19 protein-coding genes and 2 pseudogenes are annotated in these 21,711 nt (G+C 61.6%); 16 read left to right on the top strand and 5 right to left on the bottom strand.

Annotated features, from left to right (window positions below; translation table 11 throughout):
* Both IQK56_RS11125 and IQK56_RS11120 read left to right on the top strand, forming a co-directional pair.
* Window positions 1-621: SdiA-regulated domain-containing protein (locus IQK56_RS11125; RefSeq protein ID WP_193901700.1), on the top strand; the 621-nt coding region annotated here is incomplete at its 5' end.
* 120 nt (window positions 622-741) lie between these two features.
* Window positions 742-1,656: an SdiA-regulated domain-containing protein gene (locus tag IQK56_RS11120; protein ID WP_193861978.1), complete on the top strand. Its 915-nt coding sequence runs from the start codon at window positions 742-744 to the stop codon at window positions 1,654-1,656.
* 27 nt (window positions 1,657-1,683) lie between these two features.
* Here the strand turns inward: IQK56_RS11120 and rpiA are convergent, their stop codons facing one another.
* Window positions 1,684-2,355, bottom strand: a complete 672-nt coding sequence (rpiA, locus tag IQK56_RS11115; protein ID WP_150674434.1) for a ribose-5-phosphate isomerase RpiA — start codon at window positions 2,353-2,355, stop codon at window positions 1,684-1,686.
* Window positions 2,356-2,491: 136 nt separating this feature from the next.
* Between rpiA and ilvA the strand changes: the two genes are divergently transcribed.
* Window positions 2,492-4,006 carry a threonine ammonia-lyase, biosynthetic gene (ilvA, locus tag IQK56_RS11110; RefSeq protein ID WP_122307963.1) on the top strand — a complete coding sequence of 505 codons (1,515 nt, stop codon included), beginning with the start codon at window positions 2,492-2,494 and terminating at the stop codon, window positions 4,004-4,006.
* 50 nt (window positions 4,007-4,056) lie between these two features.
* Window positions 4,057-4,470 (top strand): DUF2269 family protein, encoded by a 414-nt coding sequence (locus IQK56_RS11105; protein WP_193861986.1) that lies wholly within the window; start codon window positions 4,057-4,059, stop codon window positions 4,468-4,470.
* Between the two features lie 91 nt (window positions 4,471-4,561).
* Here the strand turns inward: IQK56_RS11105 and IQK56_RS11100 are convergent, their stop codons facing one another.
* A complete protein-coding gene (locus tag IQK56_RS11100; protein ID WP_193861977.1) occupies window positions 4,562-5,218 on the bottom strand; it encodes a histidinol-phosphatase in 657 nt (218 codons plus the stop codon).
* A 143-nt stretch (window positions 5,219-5,361) separates the two neighbouring features.
* Here IQK56_RS11100 and IQK56_RS11095 point away from each other — a divergent pair, with 143 nt between their 5' ends.
* Together IQK56_RS11095 and ptsP are read left to right on the top strand one after the other, a co-directional pair.
* Entirely contained in the window at window positions 5,362-5,841 is a 480-nt protein-coding gene (locus IQK56_RS11095; protein WP_003176750.1) for an RNA pyrophosphohydrolase, read from the top strand.
* Window positions 5,842-5,863: 22 nt separating this feature from the next.
* Window positions 5,864-8,143: a phosphoenolpyruvate--protein phosphotransferase gene (ptsP, locus tag IQK56_RS11090; protein ID WP_032884201.1), complete on the top strand. Its 2,280-nt coding sequence runs from the start codon at window positions 5,864-5,866 to the stop codon at window positions 8,141-8,143.
* A gap of 63 nt (window positions 8,144-8,206) precedes the next feature.
* Here ptsP and IQK56_RS11085 read toward each other — a convergent pair whose 3' ends face one another.
* The gene (locus tag IQK56_RS11085; RefSeq protein WP_150674431.1) at window positions 8,207-8,953 is read right to left on the bottom strand and encodes an NRDE family protein; all 747 of its coding nucleotides are present in this window, start codon (window positions 8,951-8,953) and stop codon (window positions 8,207-8,209) included.
* Between the two features lie 121 nt (window positions 8,954-9,074).
* Here IQK56_RS11085 and IQK56_RS11080 point away from each other — a divergent pair, with 121 nt between their 5' ends.
* From IQK56_RS11080 to IQK56_RS11070, 3 genes are all read left to right on the top strand, one after another.
* Window positions 9,075-9,857, top strand: a complete 783-nt coding sequence (locus tag IQK56_RS11080; RefSeq protein ID WP_193861976.1) for a sulfite exporter TauE/SafE family protein — start codon at window positions 9,075-9,077, stop codon at window positions 9,855-9,857.
* 65 nt (window positions 9,858-9,922) lie between these two features.
* Window positions 9,923-10,735, top strand: a complete 813-nt coding sequence (gene lgt / locus IQK56_RS11075; protein WP_193861975.1) for a prolipoprotein diacylglyceryl transferase — start codon at window positions 9,923-9,925, stop codon at window positions 10,733-10,735.
* A gap of 55 nt (window positions 10,736-10,790) precedes the next feature.
* Window positions 10,791-11,624, top strand: coding sequence for a thymidylate synthase (locus tag IQK56_RS11070; RefSeq protein ID WP_193901699.1), 834 nt, complete (start codon window positions 10,791-10,793; stop codon window positions 11,622-11,624).
* Between the two features lie 140 nt (window positions 11,625-11,764).
* Here IQK56_RS11070 and cadR read toward each other — a convergent pair whose 3' ends face one another.
* Window positions 11,765-12,205, bottom strand: a complete 441-nt coding sequence (cadR, locus tag IQK56_RS11065) for a Cd(II)/Pb(II)-responsive transcriptional regulator (RefSeq protein WP_099585884.1) — start codon at window positions 12,203-12,205, stop codon at window positions 11,765-11,767.
* 85 nt (window positions 12,206-12,290) lie between these two features.
* Between cadR and IQK56_RS11060 the strand changes: the two are divergent.
* From IQK56_RS11060 to IQK56_RS11030, 7 genes and pseudogenes are all read left to right on the top strand, one after another.
* A pseudogene (locus IQK56_RS11060) lies at window positions 12,291-14,536 on the top strand (heavy metal translocating P-type ATPase).
* Between the two features lie 16 nt (window positions 14,537-14,552).
* Window positions 14,553-15,416: a LysR substrate-binding domain-containing protein gene (locus tag IQK56_RS11055; protein ID WP_193901698.1), complete on the top strand. Its 864-nt coding sequence runs from the start codon at window positions 14,553-14,555 to the stop codon at window positions 15,414-15,416.
* A gap of 224 nt (window positions 15,417-15,640) precedes the next feature.
* The gene (locus tag IQK56_RS11050) at window positions 15,641-16,705 is read left to right on the top strand and encodes a putative 2-aminoethylphosphonate ABC transporter ATP-binding protein (RefSeq protein WP_122307970.1); all 1,065 of its coding nucleotides are present in this window, start codon (window positions 15,641-15,643) and stop codon (window positions 16,703-16,705) included.
* 1 nt (window position 16,706) lies between these two features.
* Window positions 16,707-18,412, top strand: a pseudogene (locus IQK56_RS11045) (putative 2-aminoethylphosphonate ABC transporter permease subunit).
* 19 nt (window positions 18,413-18,431) lie between these two features.
* Window positions 18,432-19,454: a putative 2-aminoethylphosphonate ABC transporter substrate-binding protein gene (locus IQK56_RS11040; protein ID WP_122307972.1), complete on the top strand. Its 1,023-nt coding sequence runs from the start codon at window positions 18,432-18,434 to the stop codon at window positions 19,452-19,454.
* A 116-nt stretch (window positions 19,455-19,570) separates the two neighbouring features.
* Window positions 19,571-20,695: a TIGR03364 family FAD-dependent oxidoreductase gene (locus tag IQK56_RS11035; protein ID WP_150674426.1), complete on the top strand. Its 1,125-nt coding sequence runs from the start codon at window positions 19,571-19,573 to the stop codon at window positions 20,693-20,695.
* On the top strand, window positions 20,695-21,279 hold the full coding sequence (locus IQK56_RS11030) for a phosphonate degradation HD-domain oxygenase (RefSeq protein WP_122307974.1): 585 nt from the start codon (window positions 20,695-20,697) through the stop codon (window positions 21,277-21,279). Before IQK56_RS11035 ends, IQK56_RS11030 begins: the two co-directional genes overlap by 1 nt.
* Here the strand turns inward: IQK56_RS11030 and IQK56_RS11025 are convergent.
* Window positions 21,258-21,711: DUF3482 domain-containing protein (locus tag IQK56_RS11025; protein WP_193901697.1), on the bottom strand; the 454-nt coding region annotated here is incomplete at its 5' end. The two genes, IQK56_RS11030 and IQK56_RS11025, sit on opposite strands and share 22 nt — an antisense overlap.

Genomic DNA, 21,711 nt, shown 5'->3' with positions numbered 1-21,711 from the left:
AAAACGTTTCTCGTTGAGTTGAGCCTGCAAGGTGATGTCCTGCGCAAGATGCCGCTTAACGGCTGGAGCAATCCGGAAGGTGTTACGGTCATGGAAAATGGCCTGTTGGCGGTGGTCGATGAGCGCGACCACAGCCTGACCATCGTCAAGGTCGATGCCTCCACCCAGCAACTGAACAAAGCTGATTTCCAGAGTTATGACCTGGGCCCCTCCAAAGACCAGAACAAAGCCTTTGAGGCGATCACCTGGGACAAGCGCAACCAGCAGCTTGTGTTGGGCGAGGAGCGCCCGCCGGCGTTGTTCATCTGGAAGAGCGACGGTGGCCAGACGCTGGTCGGCGATAAACAGAAACTCGCCAGCAAAGAACTGGACATGCGCAACCTCTCGGCCCTGGCGGTTGATCCGCGCACCGGCCACCTCCTGGTGCTGTCGGCGGACTCCCACTTGTTGCTGGAACTGGACGAGAAGGGCGAGCAAGTCAGCTTCATGACCTTGCTGGGCGGTTTCAATGGTCTCAACAAAACCATTCCCCGGGCGGAAGGGGTGACCATGGATGAGCAGGGCACTCTGTACATGGTCAGTGAGCCGAACCTGTTCTATCGTTTCGAAAGGCAGAAATAGACGGCCAGTTACGTCGGATATTTCTCTATCTGCGGCATTCGCCAGACATCCGGGCGCGTTTAAGTTTAAATTCAGACAGGCGTGATATTCATTCGCCACTTTTGATTTTGAGCCCGCCCAATGCGCCGACTTGCCCGCCCCAAACCCATTCTGTTTCTCCTGGTGCTGATCGCCCTGATCTGCGTCGGGGTCGCTGGGCAGCACTTCCGTCTATTCGAGCGAGCCTGGTTCAACTGGCAGGCGTGGCGCCAGCCTGCCGACGAGCGTTCCATTGGCCTGGCCGATTACCGGGTGACCCTGGAAGCACAGGTTATCGAGGGCCTGGATGACGATGTCTCGGCCCTCACCTACGACCCGGTACGCAAAAGCCTGTTTACCGTGACCAATCAAAACGCCGAACTGATCGAGTTGTCGCTGGACGGCAAGATCCTGCGGCGCATCCCTCTGGTGGGGTTCGGCGATGCCGAAGCCGTGGAATTCATCAGCGACAACATCTATGTCATCACCGACGAGCGCCAGCAGCGCTTGATCAAGGTGCATGTGGACGACGATACCCAGTTCCTCGACGCTGCCGATGCGGAGCAGATGACCCTGGGCCTGCACGTGGGTGGCAACAAGGGTTTTGAGGGCTTGGCCTATGACTCGGTGGGCAAGCGCCTGTTCGTGGCCAAGGAGCGCGACCCGATGCTGATCTACGAGGTCCACGGGTTTCCCCATTTCAAACCGGAAAAAACCTACTCGGTGCACGTGATCAACAACCCCAAGCGCGACGCCGGATTGTTTGTGCGTGACCTGTCGAGCCTGCAATACGACGAGCGCAGCGGCCACCTGCTGGCACTGTCGGATGAGTCATTTTTGGTGTTGGAGCTGGATATCGACGGTCGCCCGTTGAGCAGTCTTTCTCTGCTCAACGGGCGCCATGGCCTGAAAAAGCGTGTGCCCCAGGCCGAAGGGATCGCCATGGATGACGAAGGTACGTTGTACCTGGTCAGCGAGCCGAACCTGTTCTACGTGTTCAAGAAACCCAGTCCCTGAAAACACTGCATAACTAATGTGGTGTTCTCAGGCCTTGAGGGTTTTGACGCCTTCCGGGGTACCCAGCAGCAGCACATCCGCCGGACGCGCTGCAAACAGGCCATTGGTGACCACGCCGACGATCGCATTGATCTGGGTTTCCAGCGCCACCGGGTTGGTGATCTGCATATTGAACACGTCGAGGATGATGTTGCCGTTGTCGGTCAACACGCCTTCGCGGTACACCGGGTCGCCGCCCAGTTTCACCAGCTCGCGGGCTACGTGGCTGCGCGCCATCGGGATCACTTCCACCGGCAGCGGGAACGCGCCGAGGACCGGCACCAGCTTGCTGGCGTCGGCGATGCAGATGAAAGTCTTGGCCACGGCCGCGACGATCTTCTCGCGGGTCAGGGCTGCGCCGCCGCCCTTGATCAGGTTCAGGTGCTCGTCGCTCTCATCGGCGCCGTCGACGTAGAACTCCAGGTCGCTCACGGTGTTGAGCTCGTACACCGGAATGCCATGGCCCTTCAGGCGGGCGGCGGTGGCTTCGGAGCTGGCCACGGCGCCGTCGAACGCGCCCTTGTGCTGGGCCAGCGCATCGATAAAGCAGTTGGCAGTGGAGCCGGTGCCGACACCGACGATGCTTTTGTCGTCGAGTTTAGGAAGGATTAAATCGACGGCGGCCTGGGCCACTGCCTGTTTGAGTTGATCCTGGGTCATGCGGGCTCCGGAACGGGCGGGGAGTAAAGAGGGGCGCGAGTATAACCCAACAAAACCTCGGGATTCGTGTGGTCGTATGGCCAAAAGCCGGGTTAGACTCCTCGGCCCTGCCCAACTCGCCCAGTGATTTCCGCCGATGCTTGAACAGTACGTCAAAAAGATCCTCACCTCGCGCGTTTACGACGTTGCCGTAGAAACCCCGCTGCAGACCGCCCGCCAGCTCTCCGAGCGCCTGGGTAACAAGGTCTGGCTCAAGCGTGAAGACTTGCAGCCGGTGTTCTCGTTCAAGATTCGCGGCGCTTATAACAAGCTGACGCAACTGAGCGCCGAAGAACGTGCGCGTGGTGTGGTTACGGCCTCGGCGGGCAACCATGCGCAAGGCCTGGCCCTGGCGGCCAAGGTGCTGGGGGTCAAGGCCACGATTGTGATGCCCAAGACCACCCCGGAGATCAAGGTCGAAGGTGTGCGCTCTCGCGGCGGCAAAGTGGTGCTGCACGGGGATTCATTCCCAGAGGCGCTGGCGTATTCGCTGAAGCTGGTTGACGAAAAAGGCTACGTCTACATTCACCCCTACGATGATCCGCACACCATTGCCGGGCAGGGCACCGTGGCGATGGAGATTCTGCGCCAGCATCCAGGCCCGCTGGATGCGATTTTCGTCCCGGTGGGCGGCGGCGGCCTGATCGCCGGCATCGCGGCGTACGTGAAATACCTGCGTCCGGAGATCAAGATCATCGGCGTCGAGCCGGATGACTCCAATTGCCTGCAAGCCGCCATGGCGGCGGGTGAGCGCGTGGTCTTGCCGGCGGTCGGGATCTTTGCCGACGGCGTGGCGGTGGCACAGATCGGCCAGCACACCTTTGATATCTGCAAAGACTATGTCGACGAAGTGATCACTGTGAGCACCGATGAAATCTGTGCGGCGATCAAGGACATCTACGACGACACCCGCTCCATCACCGAGCCGGCAGGCGCGTTGGGCGTGGCCGGGATCAAGAAGTACGTCGAGACCCGTGGTGTCAGCGGCCAGACCTTCGTCGCCATCGATTCCGGCGCCAACGTCAACTTCGACCGCCTGCGCCACGTGGCCGAGCGGGCCGAACTGGGTGAAGGCCGCGAAGCCATCATTGCCGTGACCATCCCCGAGAAACCGGGCAGCTTCAAGGCGTTCTGCGAAGCCGTGGGCAAGCGCCAGATCACCGAATTCAACTACCGCTATCACTCCGGCAGCGAGGCGCACATCTTTGTTGGCGTGCAAACCCACCCGGAAACCGACCCGCGCAGTGCGCTGATCGCCAGCCTCACCGAGCAGGGCTTCCCGGTGCTGGACCTGACCGAGAACGAACTGGCCAAGCTGCACATCCGCCATATGGTCGGCGGGCATGCGGCCCACGTCAGCAATGAAGTGGTGTTCCGTTTCGAATTCCCGGAGCGTCCGGGGGCGCTGTTCAACTTTCTTAACAAATTAGGCGGGCGCTGGAACATCTCGATGTTCCACTATCGCAACCACGGCGCAGCTGATGGCCGTGTGGTCGCCGGCCTGCAAGTGCCGGCGAACGAGCGTCACCTGGTGCCGGCGGCCCTCGAAGCCATTGGCTACCCGTACTGGGATGAAAGCGATAACCCGGCCTATAAACTGTTCCTCGGTTGAGCGACTACGCTGATTGGGGCGGCCTCTAAGGAATACGAAACATGGAAACCCTGACCACCCTGACCACCCTGAAAGTTATCCACATTGCAGCCACCGTGGTGTTGCTGCTCGGAGGCCTCGGCCTGGCGTTGCTGGCCTGGCGTAAACGCAGCGCCGGCCCGGCGGTGACTGTGCAGCGACCATGGGCGTTTGTGTGGTTGCTGATGGGCATTTGCATGGTGAGCATGCCGTTTACGGGCTGGTGGCTGGTGCACCTTACTGGCTGGCCGCTGGGGCAGACCTGGATCCTGGGTTCCAGCATTCTCTATACCGTGGCGGCGCTGGCGTGGTTCTGGCTGGTGGCGCGGCTTAACCGGCTGCGTAAAGGCGAGGGCGGTAGCTTGAATTTCACCCTGGTGCTGGCGGTGGTCAGTTTGGTGGGATTTGTGGCGATTGCGGGGTTGATGGGGGCCAAGCCGGTTTAAACCGAGTCGCCTGCATCGGGGGCAAGCCCCCTCCCACATTTAACTGCGTTCACAATCAAAGGTGGGAGGGGGCTTTGCCCCGATGGCGTCATCAGCTACGCAGCGTAATCACCGGCCAGCCACGCTTCTCGGCTTCGGCGCGCAAACTCGGATCCGGATCCACCGCTACCGGGTGGGTGACCTGCTCCAGCAGCGGCAGGTCATTCATCGAATCGCTATAGAAATAGCTGTCCTGCAGGCTATACCCGGTCTCTTCCAACCAACGATTCAAGCGCGTCACCTTGCCTTCACGGAAACAGGGCACATCAGTGCTGCGCCCGGTATAGCGGCCGTTTTCCATCTCGCACTCGGTCGCGATCAGGGTTTCAACGCCCAGGTGTGCAGCAATGGGCGCGGTGACGAAGCGGTTGGTGGCGGTGATGATCACCAGCTTGTCGCCAGCGGCGCGGTGCTTGGCCAGCAGTTCCACGGCCAGTGGCAGCATGATCGGCTCGATGCAGTCGCGCATATAGTCGTTGTGCCACTCATCCAGCTGGGCCATCTCGGTACGGCCGAGGATTTCCAGGCAGAAGTTCAGGTAGGCAGCGTTATCCAGCTTGCCGGCCAGATAATCCTGATAGAACTCGTCGTTACGGGCTTTGTAGGCTACCGGGTCAAGAATCCCGCGTTCGCACAGGTAATCGCCCCACGCGTGATCGCTGTCACCGCCGAGAAGGGTGTTGTCCAAGTCGAATAAAGCCAGGCGCATTGCAGTTACTCGCTGAAAAGTCTGTAAAAAGGCGTCCAGAATACGGTCTTTTCACAAGAGTGCACATAAGGTAAGAAGCCTCGTTGCCGCTGGAACAACCTTTGTGGAACAATGCGGCGACATGCGTTTGCGAGGTTGTTGCCGTGATCGACCCCGATGGTTTCCGTCCTAATGTCGGGATTATTCTTACGAATGATGCCGGACAGGTGCTATGGGCTCGCCGAATCAACCAAGATGCCTGGCAGTTTCCTCAAGGCGGAATCAACCCCGACGAAACCCCTGAAGACGCCTTGTACCGTGAGTTGAATGAAGAAGTCGGCCTTGAGCGCGAAGATGTGCAAATTCTGGCCTGTACCCGTGGCTGGTTGCGCTATCGTCTGCCGCAGCGCCTGGTGCGTACTCACAGCCAACCGCTGTGTATCGGCCAGAAGCAGAAATGGTTTCTCCTGCGCCTGATCTCCAACGAGCAGCGGGTGCGGATGGATTTGACCGGTAAGCCGGAGTTCGATGGCTGGCGTTGGGTCAGCTATTGGTACCCGCTGGGCCAGGTGGTGACATTCAAGCGCGAGGTTTATCGTCGCGCTCTCAAAGAGCTTGCCCCGCGCCTTTTAGCGCGCGACTGACGACGGAGTTCGACCCCGAGCCATGCTCAATACGCTGCGCAAGATCGTCCAGGAAGTTAACTCCGCCAAGGATCTCAAGGCGGCGTTGGGGATTATTGTGTTGCGCGTCAAGGAAGCCATGGGCAGCCAGGTCTGCTCGGTTTACCTGCTGGACCCAGAGACCAACCGTTTTGTGCTGATGGCCACGGAGGGCTTGAACAAGCGCTCCATCGGCAAAGTCAGCATGGCGCCCAATGAAGGTCTGGTGGGCCTGGTGGGGACGCGTGAAGAACCCCTGAACCTTGAAAACGCGGCTGATCACCCGCGTTATCGCTACTTTGCCGAGACCGGCGAAGAGCGCTACGCGTCATTCCTCGGCGCACCGATCATTCACCACCGCCGCGTTGTCGGCGTGTTGGTCATCCAGCAGAAAGAGCGCCGCCAGTTCGACGAAGGTGAAGAAGCCTTCCTCGTGACCATGAGCGCGCAGCTCGCCGGTGTTATTGCCCATGCTGAGGCCACGGGCTCGATTCGCGGCCTGGGCCGTCAGGGCAAGGGTATCCAGGAAGCCAAGTTCGTTGGCGTGCCGGGTTCGCCGGGCGCTGCCGTCGGTACGGCAGTGGTCATGCTGCCACCGGCCGATCTCGATGTGGTGCCGGACAAGACCGTCAACGACATCGACGCCGAAATCAAACTGTTCAAGACCGCCCTGGAAGGCGTGCGCGCCGACATGCGTAACCTGTCGACCAAGCTGGCCACTCAACTGCGCCCCGAAGAGCGTGCGTTGTTTGACGTGTACCAGATGATGCTCGACGACGCGTCCCTCGGCAACGAAGTCAAAACCGTGATCAAGACCGGCCAATGGGCCCAGGGCGCACTGCGCCAGGTGGTCACCGATCACGTCAACCGTTTCGAATTGATGGACGACGCCTACCTGCGCGAGCGCGCCTCGGACGTGCGCGACCTCGGTCGCCGTCTGCTGGCTTACCTGCAGGAAGACCGCACCACCAACCTGGTCTACCCCGACAACACCATCCTGATCAGTGAAGAACTGACCGCCACCATGCTCGGCGAAGTGCCGGAAGGCAAACTGGTGGGCCTGGTCTCGGTACTGGGTTCGGGTAACTCCCACGTCGCGATCCTGGCTCGGGCCATGGGCATTCCGACGGTGATGGGCCTGGTGGACCTGCCGTATTCCAAGGTCGACGGCATCGACATGATCGTCGATGGTCATCGCGGTGAAGTCTTCACCAACCCCAGCGACGTGCTGCGCAAGCAATACGCCGAAGTGGTGGAAGAAGAGAAACAACTGGCCCTGGGCCTGGATTCATTGCGCGAGTTGCCGTGCGTGACTACCGATGGTCACCGCGTACCGCTGCTGGTGAATACCGGCCTGCTGGCCGACGTGGCTCGGGCGCAACAGCGAGGCGCCGAAGGCGTGGGGCTGTACCGCACCGAAGTGCCGTTCATGATCAACCAGCGTTTCCCGAGTGAGAAGGAGCAGCTGGCGATCTATCGCGAGCAACTGCAAGCCTTCCACCCGTTGCCGGTGACCATGCGCAGCCTGGACATCGGCGGCGACAAGTCACTGTCGTATTTCCCGATTAAAGAGGACAACCCGTTCCTCGGCTGGCGCGGCATTCGCGTCACGCTCGACCACCCCGAAATTTTCCTCGTCCAGACCCGCGCCATGCTCAAGGCCAGCGAAGGCCTGAACAACCTGCGCATCCTGTTGCCGATGATCTCCGGTACCCATGAGCTGGAAGAGGCGCTGCACCTGATCCACCGTGCCTGGGGCGAAGTGCGCGACGAGGGCGCCGACGTACCGATGCCGCCGATTGGCGTGATGATCGAAATCCCGGCGGCGGTGTACCAGGCCAAAGAGCTGGCGCGGCAGGTGGACTTCCTGTCGGTGGGCTCCAACGACCTGACCCAATACCTGCTGGCCGTGGACCGCAACAACCCACGGGTGGCCGACCTCTACGACTACCTGCACCCGGCGGTGCTGCAAGCCCTGCAACATGTGGTGCGCGACGCCCATGCCGAAGGCAAGCCGGTGAGCATCTGCGGTGAAATGGCCGGTGACCCGGCGGCGGCGGTGCTGTTGATGGCGATGGGCTTTGACAGCCTGTCGATGAACGCCACCAACTTGCCGAAGGTGAAGTGGATGTTGCGCCAGGTTGAGCTGAGCATGGCCAAGGATCTGCTGGCCGAGTTGATGACCATCGACAACCCGCAAGTTATCCACAGCTCGCTGCAACTGGCGCTGAAAAACCTGGGGCTGACGCGGATGATCAACCCGGCCTCTGCCAAAACCCTCTAAAGCCTGGCTTAGATCAAAATGTGGGAGGGGGCTTGCCCCTCCCACATTGGTTTCACCGTGTGGCTAGAAATTGAGTGTCACTTCACCCAACCTCCCACCCTGCGGCCCAAAACTGCGCTCCACCATCCGCCGCGTGCCATCGGCATTCACAATCAACGCCGTACTCGCCCGCGTCCCATAAGTGGGGCTGGCGATAAACACGCTCGACAGCAAACTCTCGGTCGCCAGGCCCACGCCGGTATCGGGCAACTCGGCGAACGGGGCGGTCTGCGGGTCGTTCAATATCTCCAGCAACGCCTCTGGCTGCGGGTCCTCCAATGCAGCTGTCAGCGCTGCCCTGGCCTTGAGCAATTTGGGCCACGGCGTATCCAGCCCGGCGTTGGATAAGCCATACACGCCAGCCTCCAGTCGTGTGGGCTCGGTTTGGTTGGCGTTGTAATGCCACAGCTCATCCCGCGTGCCCACCAGCAGGTTAAACCCGGCATATTCAATCGAACGGCCATTAACGTCGGCCAAATACTGATCAATGGGCAGCGAACCACTGAGAAACCGCGCCACCAGCTCCCCACGTGACTTACGTGCCGGCGGCTGGTGGGGATCACGGATATTGGTCAGGGCCGCAAATCGCCCATCGGTGTTCACTCCAAGCCAGGTACCGCCCGCTTCCTGATCGCGACCGGCATAGACTTCGGGCACATCCGGCCATTGGGCCAGCGGCAGGCTGGGGCGGGCGTAGAACTCGTCACGGTTGGCCGCGACGATCAGCGGTTGGGCGTGGCCCGGCCGCCAGGCGAAAACAATCAGGCACATCAGGCGATTCCCTTTTGTGTTTTTTGCCACTCTACCCACACCAGCAGCGGTGTTCCATCGTATCCAGTTGGGCCGCATGCCTTCCATCCGTTAACATGCCGGACTTGATTCGGGGGCTCCCATGGAATTTCTGCTGTATTTGCTGCTGGGTGCCTGCGCGGGCGTGCTCGCCGGGCTGTTTGGCGTGGGCGGCGGGATCATTATCGTGCCGGTGCTGGTGTTCAGCTTCACCTTGCAGGGCTTCGACCCGCAGGTGCTGACGCACCTGGCCGTGGGCACGTCCCTGGCGACGATCATCTTTACCTCGGTCAACGCCGTGCGTGAGCACCACCGACGTGGCGCGGTGCGTTGGCCGATCTTTGTGTGGATGACCGTTGGCATCCTGATCGGCGCAGGTTTTGGCGCGCTGACCGCCGAGGCGATTTCCGGCCCGCATTTGCAGAAGATCATTGGCGTGTTCGCGCTGATCATCGCGGTTCAACTGGCCCTGGAGGTCAAGCCCAAGGCCAGCCGGACGGTGCCCGGTAAGGTCGGCCTGACGCTGGCAGGTACGATGATTGGCTGGGCGTCGGCGATATTCGGGATTGGTGGCGGCTCGCTGACCGTGCCGTTCCTGACCTGGCGCAGCGTGCCGATGCAGCAGGCGGTGGCCACGTCTTCGGCCTGTGGCCTGCCGATTGCCTTGGCCAGTGCATTAAGTTTCATGATTCTGGGCTGGCATGACCCGCTGCTGCCCGCGCATAGTCTAGGGTTCGTGTATTTACCGGCGCTGCTGGGCATTGCCCTGACCAGCATGGTGTTTGCCCGCTTTGGCGCACGCCTGGCGCATCGGTTGTCGCCGCGATTGCTCAAGCGGTTGTTCGCCGGCCTGCTGTTTTGCGTGGGTTTGAATTTTTTACTGTAATGCCGACTTAATCGCGTCCGGGCATGGTCCGGTCGCCATAACGCATGATTTAACGAGGACTAGCAATGCTGCCTTACCCGCAGATCGACCCGGTGGCCCTGGCCATCGGTCCGCTGAAAATCCACTGGTACGGGTTGATGTACCTGATCGGCATCGGCGGCGCCTGGCTGCTGGCCTCCCGGCGCCTGAACCGTTTCGACCCGACCTGGACCAAGGAGAAACTCTCCGATATGGTCTTCTGGCTGTCGATGGGGGTCATCGTCGGCGGGCGTCTTGGGTATGTGCTGTTCTACGATCTGTCCGCCTACCTCGCCAACCCGACGCTGATTTTCGAAGTGTGGAAGGGCGGCATGGCGTTCCACGGTGGCTTTATCGGGGTGATGATTGCCGCCTGGTGGTTTGGCCGGCGCAATGGCAAGTCATTCTTCCAACTGATGGACTTCGTCGCGCCGCTGGTGCCAATCGGCCTGGGCGCCGGGCGCATCGGTAACTTCATCAACGCCGAGCTGTGGGGCAAGCCGACCGACGTGCCGTGGGCCATGGTGTTCCCGCCGTTCAGCGATCCGGCGCAACTGCCGCGTCACCCGTCGCAGCTGTACCAGTTCGCGCTGGAAGGCGTGGCACTGTTCCTCATTTTGTACATTTTCTCGCGCAAACCGCGCCCGACCATGGCCGTTTCCGGCATGTTCGCGCTGTTTTACGGGATCTTCCGTTTCATCGTCGAATTCGTGCGTGTGCCGGATGCGCAGCTGGGCTACCTGGCGTGGGGCTGGCTGACCATGGGTCAGGTGCTGAGTGTTCCGATGATCCTCGTCGGCCTCGGTCTGCTGTGGTGGGCGTACAATCGCCCGCAGCCGCTGAAGAACACCGCGCTTTAAATTCGAATGCCGGGGCCTGTGCGCGGGCCCCGGCTTCAACGATACAGGTACTTACATGAAGCAATATCTCGAACTACTGAACGATGTCGTGACCAATGGCCTGACCAAGGGCGATCGCACCGGCACCGGCACCAAGGCTGTGTTCGCCCGTCAGTATCGGCATAACTTGGCCGACGGCTTCCCGCTGCTGACCACCAAGAAGCTTCACTTCAAAAGCATCGCCAACGAGCTGATCTGGATGTTGAGCGGCAACACCAACATCAAGTGGCTCAACGAAAACGGCGTGAAGATCTGGGACGAATGGGCCACCGAAGACGGCGACCTGGGGCCGGTGTACGGCGAGCAGTGGACCGCCTGGCCAACCAAGGACGGTGGCACGATCAACCAGATCGACTACATGGTCCACACGCTCAAGACCAACCCCAACAGCCGCCGCATCCTGTTCCACGGCTGGAACGTCGAGTACCTGCCCGACGAAACCAAGAGCCCCCAGGAAAATGCGCGCAACGGCAAACAAGCCCTGCCACCGTGCCACCTGCTGTACCAGGCATTCGTGCATGACGGCCATCTGTCGATGCAGTTGTACATCCGCAGCTCCGACGTATTCCTCGGCCTGCCGTACAACACTGCTGCGCTTGCGTTGCTGACCCATATGCTGGCCCAACAGTGCGACTTGATCCCCCACGAGATCATCGTCACCACCGGCGATACCCATGCCTACAGCAACCATATGGAACAGATCCGCACTCAGCTGGCGCGTACGCCGAAGAAGCTGCCGGAGCTGGTGATCAAGCGTAAGCCTGCGTCGATCTACGACTACAGGTTCGAAGACTTCGAGATTGTGGGTTACGACGCCGACCCAAGCATCAAGGCTGATGTGGCCATCTAAAGCCTACCTTCGTCTTCAGATGTGGGCTTTGTGTGGGAGGGGGCTTGCCCCCGATAGCGGTGGGTCAGCTAAATATTGGGTGGCTGAAACTCTGTCATCGGGGCAAGCCCCCTCCCACATTTGAACTGTGTTTGCTTGAGTTAATGGCCGTGGCTTCTGCCCACATGTGAGTGCTCAGCCTCGCTGGCCGCCACACTCCCGCTGACCTCCAGCCGCTGCAAAATCCCACACTCCGGCCCGCCGCCGCAGCGCTGGCGCAAGTCCAGCAACTGCACCTGCAACGCCAACAACCCATCGATCCGGGCTTTCACATGGTGAATATGCTCGTCGATCAACGCATTCACACTTTCACACTGGTCCTGAGGACTGTCCCGTAAACCCAGCAGGCTGCGAATTTCTTCGAGGGTCATGTCGAGGCTGCGGCAATTGCGGATAAAGATCAGCCGCTCGGTGTGCGCCTGGGTGTACACCCGGTAGTTGGCGTCGGTGCGCGCCGGGGGTGGAAGAAGGCCTTCTTTCTCGTAATAACGGATGGTTTCCACCTGACAGTCGGTCAGTTTGGCCAATTCGCCGATCTTCATCGCAGCAATCTCCAAATGGGTGCTTGACCCTATAGTGGCTACAGGGTCTTTACTTGGCAACAGGCACCTCTACGGACGCGACAGAATGAGCGACTCCATCCACACCCCGCACAAACATGACCATGATCATGACCATGGTCCCCAGAAACTGACGCCAGTGCACAACCACGGTGGCTCCTGCTGTGCAGGCAAGGTAGCACCTGCCGTGGTCACGTTGAGTGAAGCGCCCACCGCCGGTGCGCGCCTGAGCACCTTCCGCATCGAAGCCATGGACTGCCCCACCGAACAAACGCTGATCCAGAACAAACTGGGCAAGCTCGCCGGTGTGCAGCAACTGGAATTCAACCTGATCAACCGCATCCTCGGCGTCACCCATGACTTGCCGAGCACCGCGCCGATCATCGATGCCATCAAGTCCCTGGGCATGCAGGCCGATCCGATTGTAGAAGGCACCCCCGCCGCCGAACCGCCCGCCAAGAAGCATTGGTGGCCGCTGGCCTTGTCCGGCGTCGGTGCGTTGGGCGCCGAAGTGCTGCACTTCACCAATGCGGCTCCCACCTGGGTGATTGCCATCGTGGCGCTGGTGTCGATCCTCAGCGGTGGCCTCACCACCTATAAAAAGGGCTGGATCGCCCTGAAAAACCTCAACCTGAACATCAACGCCTTGATGAGCATCGCCGTGACCGGCGCGATCCTGATCGGCCAGTGGCCGGAAGCCGCCATGGTGATGTTCCTGTTCACCGTGGCCGAGTTGATTGAAGCCAAGTCCCTGGACCGTGCGCGCAATGCCATCAGCGGCTTGATGCAGATGGCCCCGGAACAGGCCACGGTGCAGCAGGCGGATGGACGCTGGGTTGAACAGGAGGTCAAAAGCATCGAACTGGGCGCCATCGTGCGGGTTAAACCCGGCGAGCGCATTGGCCTGGACGGTGAAGTCACCGCCGGCCAATCCACCATCGACCAGGCACCGATCACTGGGGAAAGCCTGCCGATTGAAAAAACCGTGGGCGATAAAGTCTTCGCCGGCACCATCAACCAAGCGGGCTCCCTGGAATACACCGTCACGGCAGCGGCCAATAATTCCACGCTGGCGCGAATCATCCACGCGGTCGAGCAGGCGCAAGGTTCACGGGCGCCGACCCAGCGTTTCGTTGATAGTTTTTCGAAAATCTACACCCCGGCCGTCTTCCTGTTTGCCTTGGGCGTGGCGATTATTCCGCCACTGTTCATGGCCGGCCTGTGGTTCGACTGGATCTACCGCGCCCTGGTGCTGCTGGTGGTTGCCTGCCCCTGCGCATTGGTGATCTCCACGCCGGTGACCATCGTCAGCGGCCTGGCGGCGGCGGCGCGCAAAGGCATTCTGATCAAGGGCGGCGTGTATCTGGAGGGCGGTTACAAGCTCGATTACCTGGCGCTGGACAAGACCGGCACCATTACCCACGGCAAACCGGTGCAAACCGATTACCTGGCGTTGTTCCCCAATGTTGCGGACAGTGCACCGGCCTTGGCCGCCAGTCTGGCCGGCCGTTCCGACCACCCGGTGTCCCTGGCAATCGCCAATGCGGCTGTGGATAAAAACCTGCCGATGCATGCTGTGGATAACTTCGCCGCCCTGGCCGGTCGTGGTGTGCGCGGCGACATCAACGGTGAGACCTACCACTTGGGCAACACCGCCTGGTGGAAGACCTCGGCCTGTGTTCGCCCGAGCTGGAAGAAAAACTCTTCGCCCTGGAGAAGCAAGGCAAGTCCGTGGTGTTGCTGCTCGACAAATCCGGCCCCCTGGCGCTGTTTGCCGTGGCCGACACCGTCAAGGACAGCAGCCGCGAAGCCATCCAGCAACTGCACGAGTTGGGCATCAAGACCCTGATGCTCACCGGCGACAACACCCACACCGCCCAGGCGATTGCGGCCCAGGTCGGCATCGACCAGGCCCAGGGCGACCTGCTGCCCACCGATAAATTGCAGGCTATCGAAGCCCTTTATGGCCAGGGTCACCGCGTGGGCATGGTCGGCGACGGTATCAACGACGCCCCGGCCCTGGCCCGCGCCGAGATCGGTTTCGCCATGGCCGCTGCCGGCACCGACACCGCCATCGAGACCGCCGATGTGGCGCTGATGGACGATGATTTGCGCAAGATCCCGGCATTCATTCGTTTGTCGCGGCAAACGTCGAGTATCCTCAAGCAGAACATCGCCCTGGCGCTGGTGATCAAGGCGATCTTCCTGGTGGTCACGTTCCTGGGCATGGCCACCATGTGGATGGCGGTCTTCGCCGACATGGGCGTTGCCTTGCTGGTGGTGTTCAATGGCCTGCGCCTGCTGCGCAAATAAACGATGAGAGGGCGGTGTGCTGAGTGCTGAGCTGAAGGCATTTTTTATGGTCGCCCGCCTGGGCAGCATTACCCAGGCGGCGAAAAAACTCGGCCTGAGCCAGCCCACGGTCACCACCCAGATCCGCAATCTGGAAAGCCAGTACAGCGTTGAGCTGTTCTATCGCGGAGGTCGCCGCCTCACGGTCAGCGACGATGGCGCGCGGTTGCTGCCGATGGTCAAGGCGCTGTTGCAACAGGAAGCGGACATCGAGTTTTTCCTGCGCAACAGCGGCCAGGTGCAGGGTGCGTTGCGCATTGCCGCGACGGCGCCGTATTACATCCTTGATCTGGTCAAAGCCTTTCGCGAACGCTTGCCGCAAGTGGACGTCTGCGTGGAAATCGGCAACTCCCAGCAGGTGCTCGAAGCGCTGGACGAATACCGCGTCGATGTCGCCGCCTCTTCGCAGTTGCTGGAAGACCCGCGCTTGATCCGCCGCGTGCTCGGCACCGACCCCCTGGTGCTGGCGGTACATCGCAATCATCCCTTGGCCAAGCTTGATCATGTGCCACTGACCGCCCTGGCTGGGCACACCTTGTTGATGCGAGAAGCGGGCTCCACTACACGCAGGTTGACGGAAGAAATGCTCCAAGGCGCCGGCGTAAGTTACGGCCCACTGTTGGAGATCGGCAGCCGCGAGTCGATTCGCGAAGCGGTGCTGCGCAATATCGGCATCAGCATCATCGCCCGCCAGGAAGTGCCCCATGACCCACAACTGCGGGTACTGACCATCGAGAATGCGCCGCAGATCCCGGAGTACTTGTACTGCCTCAAGGAGCGCAAAGGCGCGCGGCTGCCGGCGGCCTTCCTCGGCCTGGCTCAAGAGATGTCTCCCATCTGAAGTGTTGCGGTGGTCTTGAGGGCCAATCGGGCAAGCCCCCTCCCCATTTGACCGAGTTCCAACATGGAAATGCGGTCACCTGTGGGAGGGGGCTTGCCCCCGATTGCGGTAGACCAGGCAACACAAATCCACCAATACAACTATCGCCACGTTTTGCCTTCCTGCCACACGAGCGACGCATTGCCCGCCTAGCATGGCCTTCATCCGTTCGATGAGGTGCCACCATGCACACAGCCCTGACCCAACCCGGCGCGCCCATGAAGGTGCGCGGTATCCAGAAACGCTTCGGCGCCTTTACCGCGTTGGACCACGTGTCCCTGGACGTCGCCGCGGGTGAGCTGGTGTGCCTGCTGGGGCCGTCCGGCTGCGGCAAGACCACCTTGCTGCGCTGCATTGCCGGCCTGGAGCGCCAGGACAGTGGCGAACTTTACCTGGGTGATCGTGACGTTTCCCTGCTGCCGCCCCAGGCGCGGGACTACGGCATTCTGTTCCAGTCCTACGCGCTGTTTCCCAATCTGACCATCGAAGCGAACATCGGCTACGGCCTCACCGGTAGTGGTCGCGATGAAGTGCGCCAGCGTGTTGGGCAGATGCTCGAACTGGTCGGTCTGGTGGGCAGCGAAAAGAAATATCCCGGCCAGCTCTCCGGCGGCCAGCAGCAGCGTGTTGCCCTGGCCCGTGCCTTGGCGCCGGCGCCTTCATTGTTGCTGTTGGACGAACCCATGTCGGCCCTCGACGCCCGCGTACGCGAGCACCTGTGCACCGAGTTGCGCCAACTGCAACGACGCCTGGGCATCACCACGTTGATGGTCACCCACAACCAGGACGAAGCCATGTTGATGGCCGACCGCATTGCCGTGATGAACAACGGCAAGGTCGAGCAATACGCCACGCCCCAGGAGATTTACGACCGCCCGGCCACGCCGTTCGTGGCGGAGTTTGTCGGCCAGGGCAATTGGCTGCCTTTCAGCCGTAACAGCGTGAGCCATGCCCAGGTCGGCGGGATGAACATGCGCCTGGCCGACGATGCCGGCGTGGCCAAGTCCGGTCGCCTGTTCTGTCGCCCGGAAGCCATCAGCGTCAATCCGCCAGTGCACGAGGAAAACCTGTTCCCGGCCAAGGTCCGCGAGATCACCTTCCTCGGTAACCGCTGCCGCATGAGCTTTGAACTGGAGCAACTGCCTGGCCATCCGCTGCTGGCCGAACTGGCCCCGGAAGCCATGCCGCGCCTGGGTGCGCAGGATATCTGGGTGGCCTTGCCGCCACGCAGCCTGCAGGTGTTTGCCTGAGATGGCCGCTGTTATGACCCTGCCGCGTCAGATATCCCATGCCGAAATCGGCGACCGCTTCTTCGTGCTCGGCGGCAAACTGCTATGGCTGCTTTTACTCGGCGTTGCGGTGTTGATGCCATTGCTGGCGATCTTCTGGCGTGGCTTCAGCAGCGAAGCCGGGCAGGGCGGGGGGCTGGTTGCTGCGCGGGAATTGCTCAGCAGCGCCAACTTCCACTGGCTGCTGGGCAATAGCCTGAAGTCTCCCTCAGCGTTGCGGCCATTGTCGTACCGCTGGCCTACCTGTTTGCCTACGCCCTGCAACGCACGTTGATTCCGGGCAAGGCGATCTGGCGTGGCCTGTCGCTGCTGCCGCTGATGGCGCCTTCGATGCTGCCGGGGATTGCGTTGGTGTACCTGTTCGGCAACCAGGGCATGTTGCGCGGGCTGCTCTCGGAGAATATCTATGGTTTCTGGGGGATTGTTCTGGGGGAGGTGATCTACACCTTCCCCCATGCGCTGATGATTCTGCTGTCGGCGCTCTCCTTGGCCGATGCGCGGCTGTTCGACGCGGCGTCCAGCATGGGCGCCAGCCCGGCCCGGGCTTTTCGCAGCATCACCTGGCCAGCCACGCGCCAGGCGGTGTTCGCCGCGTTCTGCCTGGTGTTCACCCTGACCATCACCGACTTCGGCGTGCCCGTGGTGGTCGGCGGTGATTACCAGGTGCTGGCGCTGGAAGCCTACAAAGCGGTGGTCGGCCAGCAACAATTTGGTCGCGGCGCGTTGATCGGTATGGTGCTGTTGCTGCCGGCGCTGTTCAGCTTTGGCGTGGATGCCTGGTTGCGCCGGCGTCATGGCGATTCCATGAGCGGTCGCGCCCAGGTGTTCCGCCCGGCGCCATCGCGGGTAAGGGATGGTTGCTACCTGGCCATCGTCCTGCTGATCTGCGCCGTGTTGCTGCTGGTGTTCGGCATGGCGGTGTATTCGTCGCTGGTGAAATTCTGGCCGTACAACCTGTCGCTGTCGCTCAATCACTATCAGTTTGAAGACACGGCCGGTGGCGGCTGGCTGGCCTATCGCAACAGCCTGACCATGGCCCTGTGCACGGCATTGATCGGCAGTGTGCTGATCTTCACCGGCGCCTACCTGATGGAAAAAACCAAAGGCCAGAAGGGCTTGAACCTGGCGCTGCGCATGCTCAGCTTTGTGCCGATGGCCGTGCCGGGCTTGGTGCTGGGCCTGGGCTACGTGTTTTTCTTCAACCTCAATGGCAACCCGCTGCACGTGTTCTACGGCTCCATGACCCTGCTGGTGGTGTGCACCATTGCGCACTATTTGACCACTGCACAGATGACCGCCACCACCGCACTGCGCCAGTTGGACGCCGAGTTTGAAGCCGCCGCGCTGTCGCTCAAGGCGCCGCTGTACCTCCATTACCTGCGTGTCACGGTGCCGATCTGCCTGCCGGCGCTGCTGGACATCGTGCGCTACCTGTTTGTGTCGGCGATGACCACCGTGTCCGCCGCGATCTTCCTCTACAGCCCCGACACTATTCTCGCCGCTGTCGCCGTGCTGAACATGGACGACGCCGGCAATGTGGGCGGCGCGGCGGCTATGTCAACCCTGATCCTGTTCACCTCGGCCAGCGTCTCGCTGCTGCTGGCGTGGGCCTCACGTGGCGCGTTGCGCCGCTCCCAAGCCTGGCGCCAGACCGCGCCCGGCCAATAATCCCTGAAGGAGGTGTTCCATGTTCAAGCCCCTGGCGCTGGTCGCTGCCGTACTCACTGCATTCAGCCTGAATGCCTTCGCCAAGACCGAGCTGACCGTGTACACGGCCCTCGAAGCCGAGCAGTTGAAGACCTATAAAAAGGCCTTCGAGCAAGCCAACCCTGACGTTGAGATCAAGTGGGTCCGCGACTCCACCGGCATCATCACCGCCAAGCTGCTGGCCGAGAAAGACCGCCCGCAAGCCGACGTGGTGTGGGGCCTGGCGGCCTCCAGCCTGGCGATCCTCGACCAGCAAGGCATGCTCGACAATTACGCACCGAAGGACCTGGACAAGATCGGCAAAAACTACCGCGACCCCGCCAACCCACCGGCCTGGGTCGGCATGGACGTGTGGGCCGCGACCATCTGCTTCAACACCGTCGAAGCCGAGAAACAGGGCCTGAGCAAACCGGTGAGCTGGCAAGACCTGACCAAGCCCGAGTACAAGGGCAAGATCGTCATGCCCAACCCGGCTTCTTCCGGCACCGGCTTCCTGGACGTAAGCGCGTGGCTGCAGACCTTTGGCGAGAAGCAAGGCTGGCAGTACATGGACGACCTGCACCAGAACATCGGCCAGTACGTTCACTCCGGTTCCAAGCCGTGCAAGCTGGCGGCGTCGGGGGAATTTCCGATTGGGATTTCGTTTGAGTACCCGGCGGTGCAGCTCAAGCGCCAGGGCGCGCCGCTGGACATCATCCTGCCCAAAGAAGGCCTGGGTTGGGACATCGAAGCCACGGCCGTGATCAAGGGCAGCGCCCACGCCGATGCGGCGAAAAAACTGGCCGATTTCTCCGCCAGCCCTGCGGCGATGGAGTTGTACAAGGACAACTTCGCCGTGCTCGCCCAGCCGGGTATCGCCAAGCCGCAGACTGAATTGCCGGCGGACTATGAGCAGCGTCTGATCAAGAATGACTTTGTGTGGGCATCGAAGAATCGCGACAGCATCCTGACGGAATGGCGCAAGCGCTATGACGGCAAGTCGGAGAAGGTGGCGGGTCAGTAATTGCTCCGTTTGGGCTGATGGCCTCATCGGGGCGAGCCCCCTCCCACAGGTGGTACGCATTCCAAATGTGGGAGGGGCTTGCCCCCGATGAGGCCTTGAAAACAGGACATCACTTCATGACACAACTACTGATCATCGGCGCCGGCATCCTCGGCCTGTCCCACGCCTACGCGGCCGCCAAGCGCGGCCTCAAGGTCAAGGTGTTCGAGCGCAGCGCCACGCCATTGGGCGCCTCGGTGCGTAACTTCGGCCAGGCGCTGGTCACCGGCCAACCACCGGGCCCGATGCTCGACCTGGCGCGGGAAAGCCGCGAGATCTGGGGCCACTGGGCACACGTCGCCGGCCTGCAGCTCAAGCGCAATGGCTCGTACCTGTTCGCCCGCACCGAAGCCGAAGAACATTTGTTGGAAGCCTTCTGCGCCGGTCGCGCCCAAGAGCACGGCTACAACGTTGAGTTGCTGCAAGGCGCGGCCATGAAGGACCTGTACGGCGGCCAATTCCGCCATCACCGCGCCGCGCTGCATGGCAAGGACGATCAACAACTGTATTCCCGCGAGGCGATTGCGGCGCTGATCAACTACCTGGCTCAGGAATTGAAGGTGGAGTTTCACTTTTCAACCCTGGTGCGCGATGTAGAGCCAGGCCAACTGCACAGCACAGCGGGGAGCTTTCGCGGCGAGCAGATCATCGTCTGCTCCGGCCACGATTACCAAACCCTGCTCGCCGAATCGATCGCCGAACTCAACCCGAGCATCTGCCGCCTGCAAATGCTCCGTGCGCGGCCGGCGGTGAATCTGAACCTGCAACACGCCTTGCTCACCGGTTTGAGCTGCGTGCATTACGGCGCTTTCGCCGACTTGCCCGAAGCCGCGCCCGTACAGGCGCAGATCCTGCGCGAAGCCCCCTACCTGCATGAGCACGGCATTCACCTGCTGATCAGCCCGACGCCTCATGGCGAACTGATCATCGGTGATTCCCACGACTATGGCAGCGATGCATCACCGTTCAACGCCGAACAGGTGGATGACTGGATGATCGAATTGGCCGAGCAGACCCTCGGTTGCAGGATCCAGGTGGTGGAGCGTTGGCAGGGCGTCTATGGCGCGCGTGGCCCCGGACCGTTTTCGTTCGTGCGGGCGGCGCCAGGCGTGAGCGCAGCGTTGATGCACACCGGCGTGGGCATGAGCGTGGGGCCGGCAATGGCCGAGCGCAATATCCGCACGTTATGGGGGCCAGCGTGATGAACCGGGAACAGGTGATTGCCGAGGTCTTCGGCTTGTATGAGCGGCACGGCGCGGCGGATTACATCGGCGAGCCCGTGTCGCAGATCGAACACATGTCCCAGGCCGCGCAACGGGCGATGGCCGAGGGCTTCGATGATGAAGTGGTGCTGGCGGCGTTCTTCCACGACATCGGCCATCTCTGCGGCCATCTCTACGGTCAGGCTGGCGAGGGCATGGGCGGTTATGGCGTGGTCAGCCATGAACGGCTGGGGGCGGATTATTTGCGGCGGGCGGGCTTCAGCGAGCGCATGGCCAAGTTGGTGGAGTACCACGTACAGGCCAAGCGTTACCTGACCTTCAGCCAGCCGGATTATTACGCGTGTCTGAGCGAAGCCAGCCGTCGAACCCTGGCCTACCAGGGTGGCGTGATGACAGCCGAGGAAGCCCAGGCCTTTGAGCAAGACCCGTTGTGCGCAGTCAGTGTGCGCATGCGCCACTGGGACGAGCAGGCCAAGGACATGCATGTATCGCTGCTGGACCTTGAGGTGCTCAAAGCCAAGGCCTTGCAGCTACTGGTTGATCAGGATTCGTCCAACCGTTGAGCCAAGGCTTCGACCTGCTCCTGGCGCTCGGCCTGGCTCAGCCTGGCGTGGGGGTTGAGCGACGACCATTGCGGGTGGGCCCGGGCTTTGTGCAGCGCGTCCGGCAATTTGCCTTCGCGCCAGGTTTTGTCCTGGGGCGTGTCGACCTTGATGCTGTGTATCGCCGCATGGCCGCGCAGGTCCAGAGCCTTGAGTAACTGGCGTTGACGCAGGGCCAGCAGGCGCAGCACGCTGTCGTCGACGGTCAACTCGCGTTGGCCCTTGATCTTGCCCAGCAGGCGACTGCCATAGCTGCGCGCGGTTTGCAGCGCGCCCCCGGCGATGGCGCCGGCCAGGGCGGCGGCGCCCAGCGTCAGCCCACCGACCAGCAGATCCACCCCGGCACCCGCCGCCGCACCGGCAGCGATCCCGCCACCCACACGCACACCGAGT

Origin of the sequence: Pseudomonas cyclaminis (genome assembly GCF_015163715.1) — a bacterium.
Lineage (GTDB): Bacteria > Pseudomonadota > Gammaproteobacteria > Pseudomonadales > Pseudomonadaceae > Aquipseudomonas > Aquipseudomonas cyclaminis.
Note: the sequence above shows the minus strand (reverse complement) of the source record. Positions and strands in the feature narration are given on the sequence as shown.

Bases quoted from the DNA above. Each gene is read 5' to 3' on its own strand.
- IQK56_RS11120 (WP_193861978.1), top strand. From the start codon at position 742: ATGCGCCGACTTGCCCGCCCCAAACCCATTCTGTTTCTCCTGGTGCTG.
- rpiA (WP_150674434.1), bottom strand. From the start codon at position 2,355: ATGACCCAGGATCAACTCAAACAGGCAGTGGCCCAGGCCGCCGTCGAT.
- ilvA (WP_122307963.1), top strand. From the start codon at position 2,492: ATGCTTGAACAGTACGTCAAAAAGATCCTCACCTCGCGCGTTTACGAC.
- IQK56_RS11100 (WP_193861977.1), bottom strand. From the start codon at position 5,218: ATGCGCCTGGCTTTATTCGACTTGGACAACACCCTTCTCGGCGGTGAC.
- ptsP (WP_032884201.1), top strand. From the start codon at position 5,864: ATGCTCAATACGCTGCGCAAGATCGTCCAGGAAGTTAACTCCGCCAAG.
- IQK56_RS11085 (WP_150674431.1), bottom strand. From the start codon at position 8,953: ATGTGCCTGATTGTTTTCGCCTGGCGGCCGGGCCACGCCCAACCGCTG.
- IQK56_RS11080 (WP_193861976.1), top strand. From the start codon at position 9,075: ATGGAATTTCTGCTGTATTTGCTGCTGGGTGCCTGCGCGGGCGTGCTC.
- lgt (WP_193861975.1), top strand. From the start codon at position 9,923: ATGCTGCCTTACCCGCAGATCGACCCGGTGGCCCTGGCCATCGGTCCG.
- IQK56_RS11070 (WP_193901699.1), top strand. From the start codon at position 10,791: ATGAAGCAATATCTCGAACTACTGAACGATGTCGTGACCAATGGCCTG.
- cadR (WP_099585884.1), bottom strand. From the start codon at position 12,205: ATGAAGATCGGCGAATTGGCCAAACTGACCGACTGTCAGGTGGAAACC.
- IQK56_RS11050 (WP_122307970.1), top strand. From the start codon at position 15,641: ATGCACACAGCCCTGACCCAACCCGGCGCGCCCATGAAGGTGCGCGGT.
- IQK56_RS11040 (WP_122307972.1), top strand. From the start codon at position 18,432: ATGTTCAAGCCCCTGGCGCTGGTCGCTGCCGTACTCACTGCATTCAGC.
- IQK56_RS11035 (WP_150674426.1), top strand. From the start codon at position 19,571: ATGACACAACTACTGATCATCGGCGCCGGCATCCTCGGCCTGTCCCAC.
- IQK56_RS11030 (WP_122307974.1), top strand. From the start codon at position 20,695: ATGAACCGGGAACAGGTGATTGCCGAGGTCTTCGGCTTGTATGAGCGG.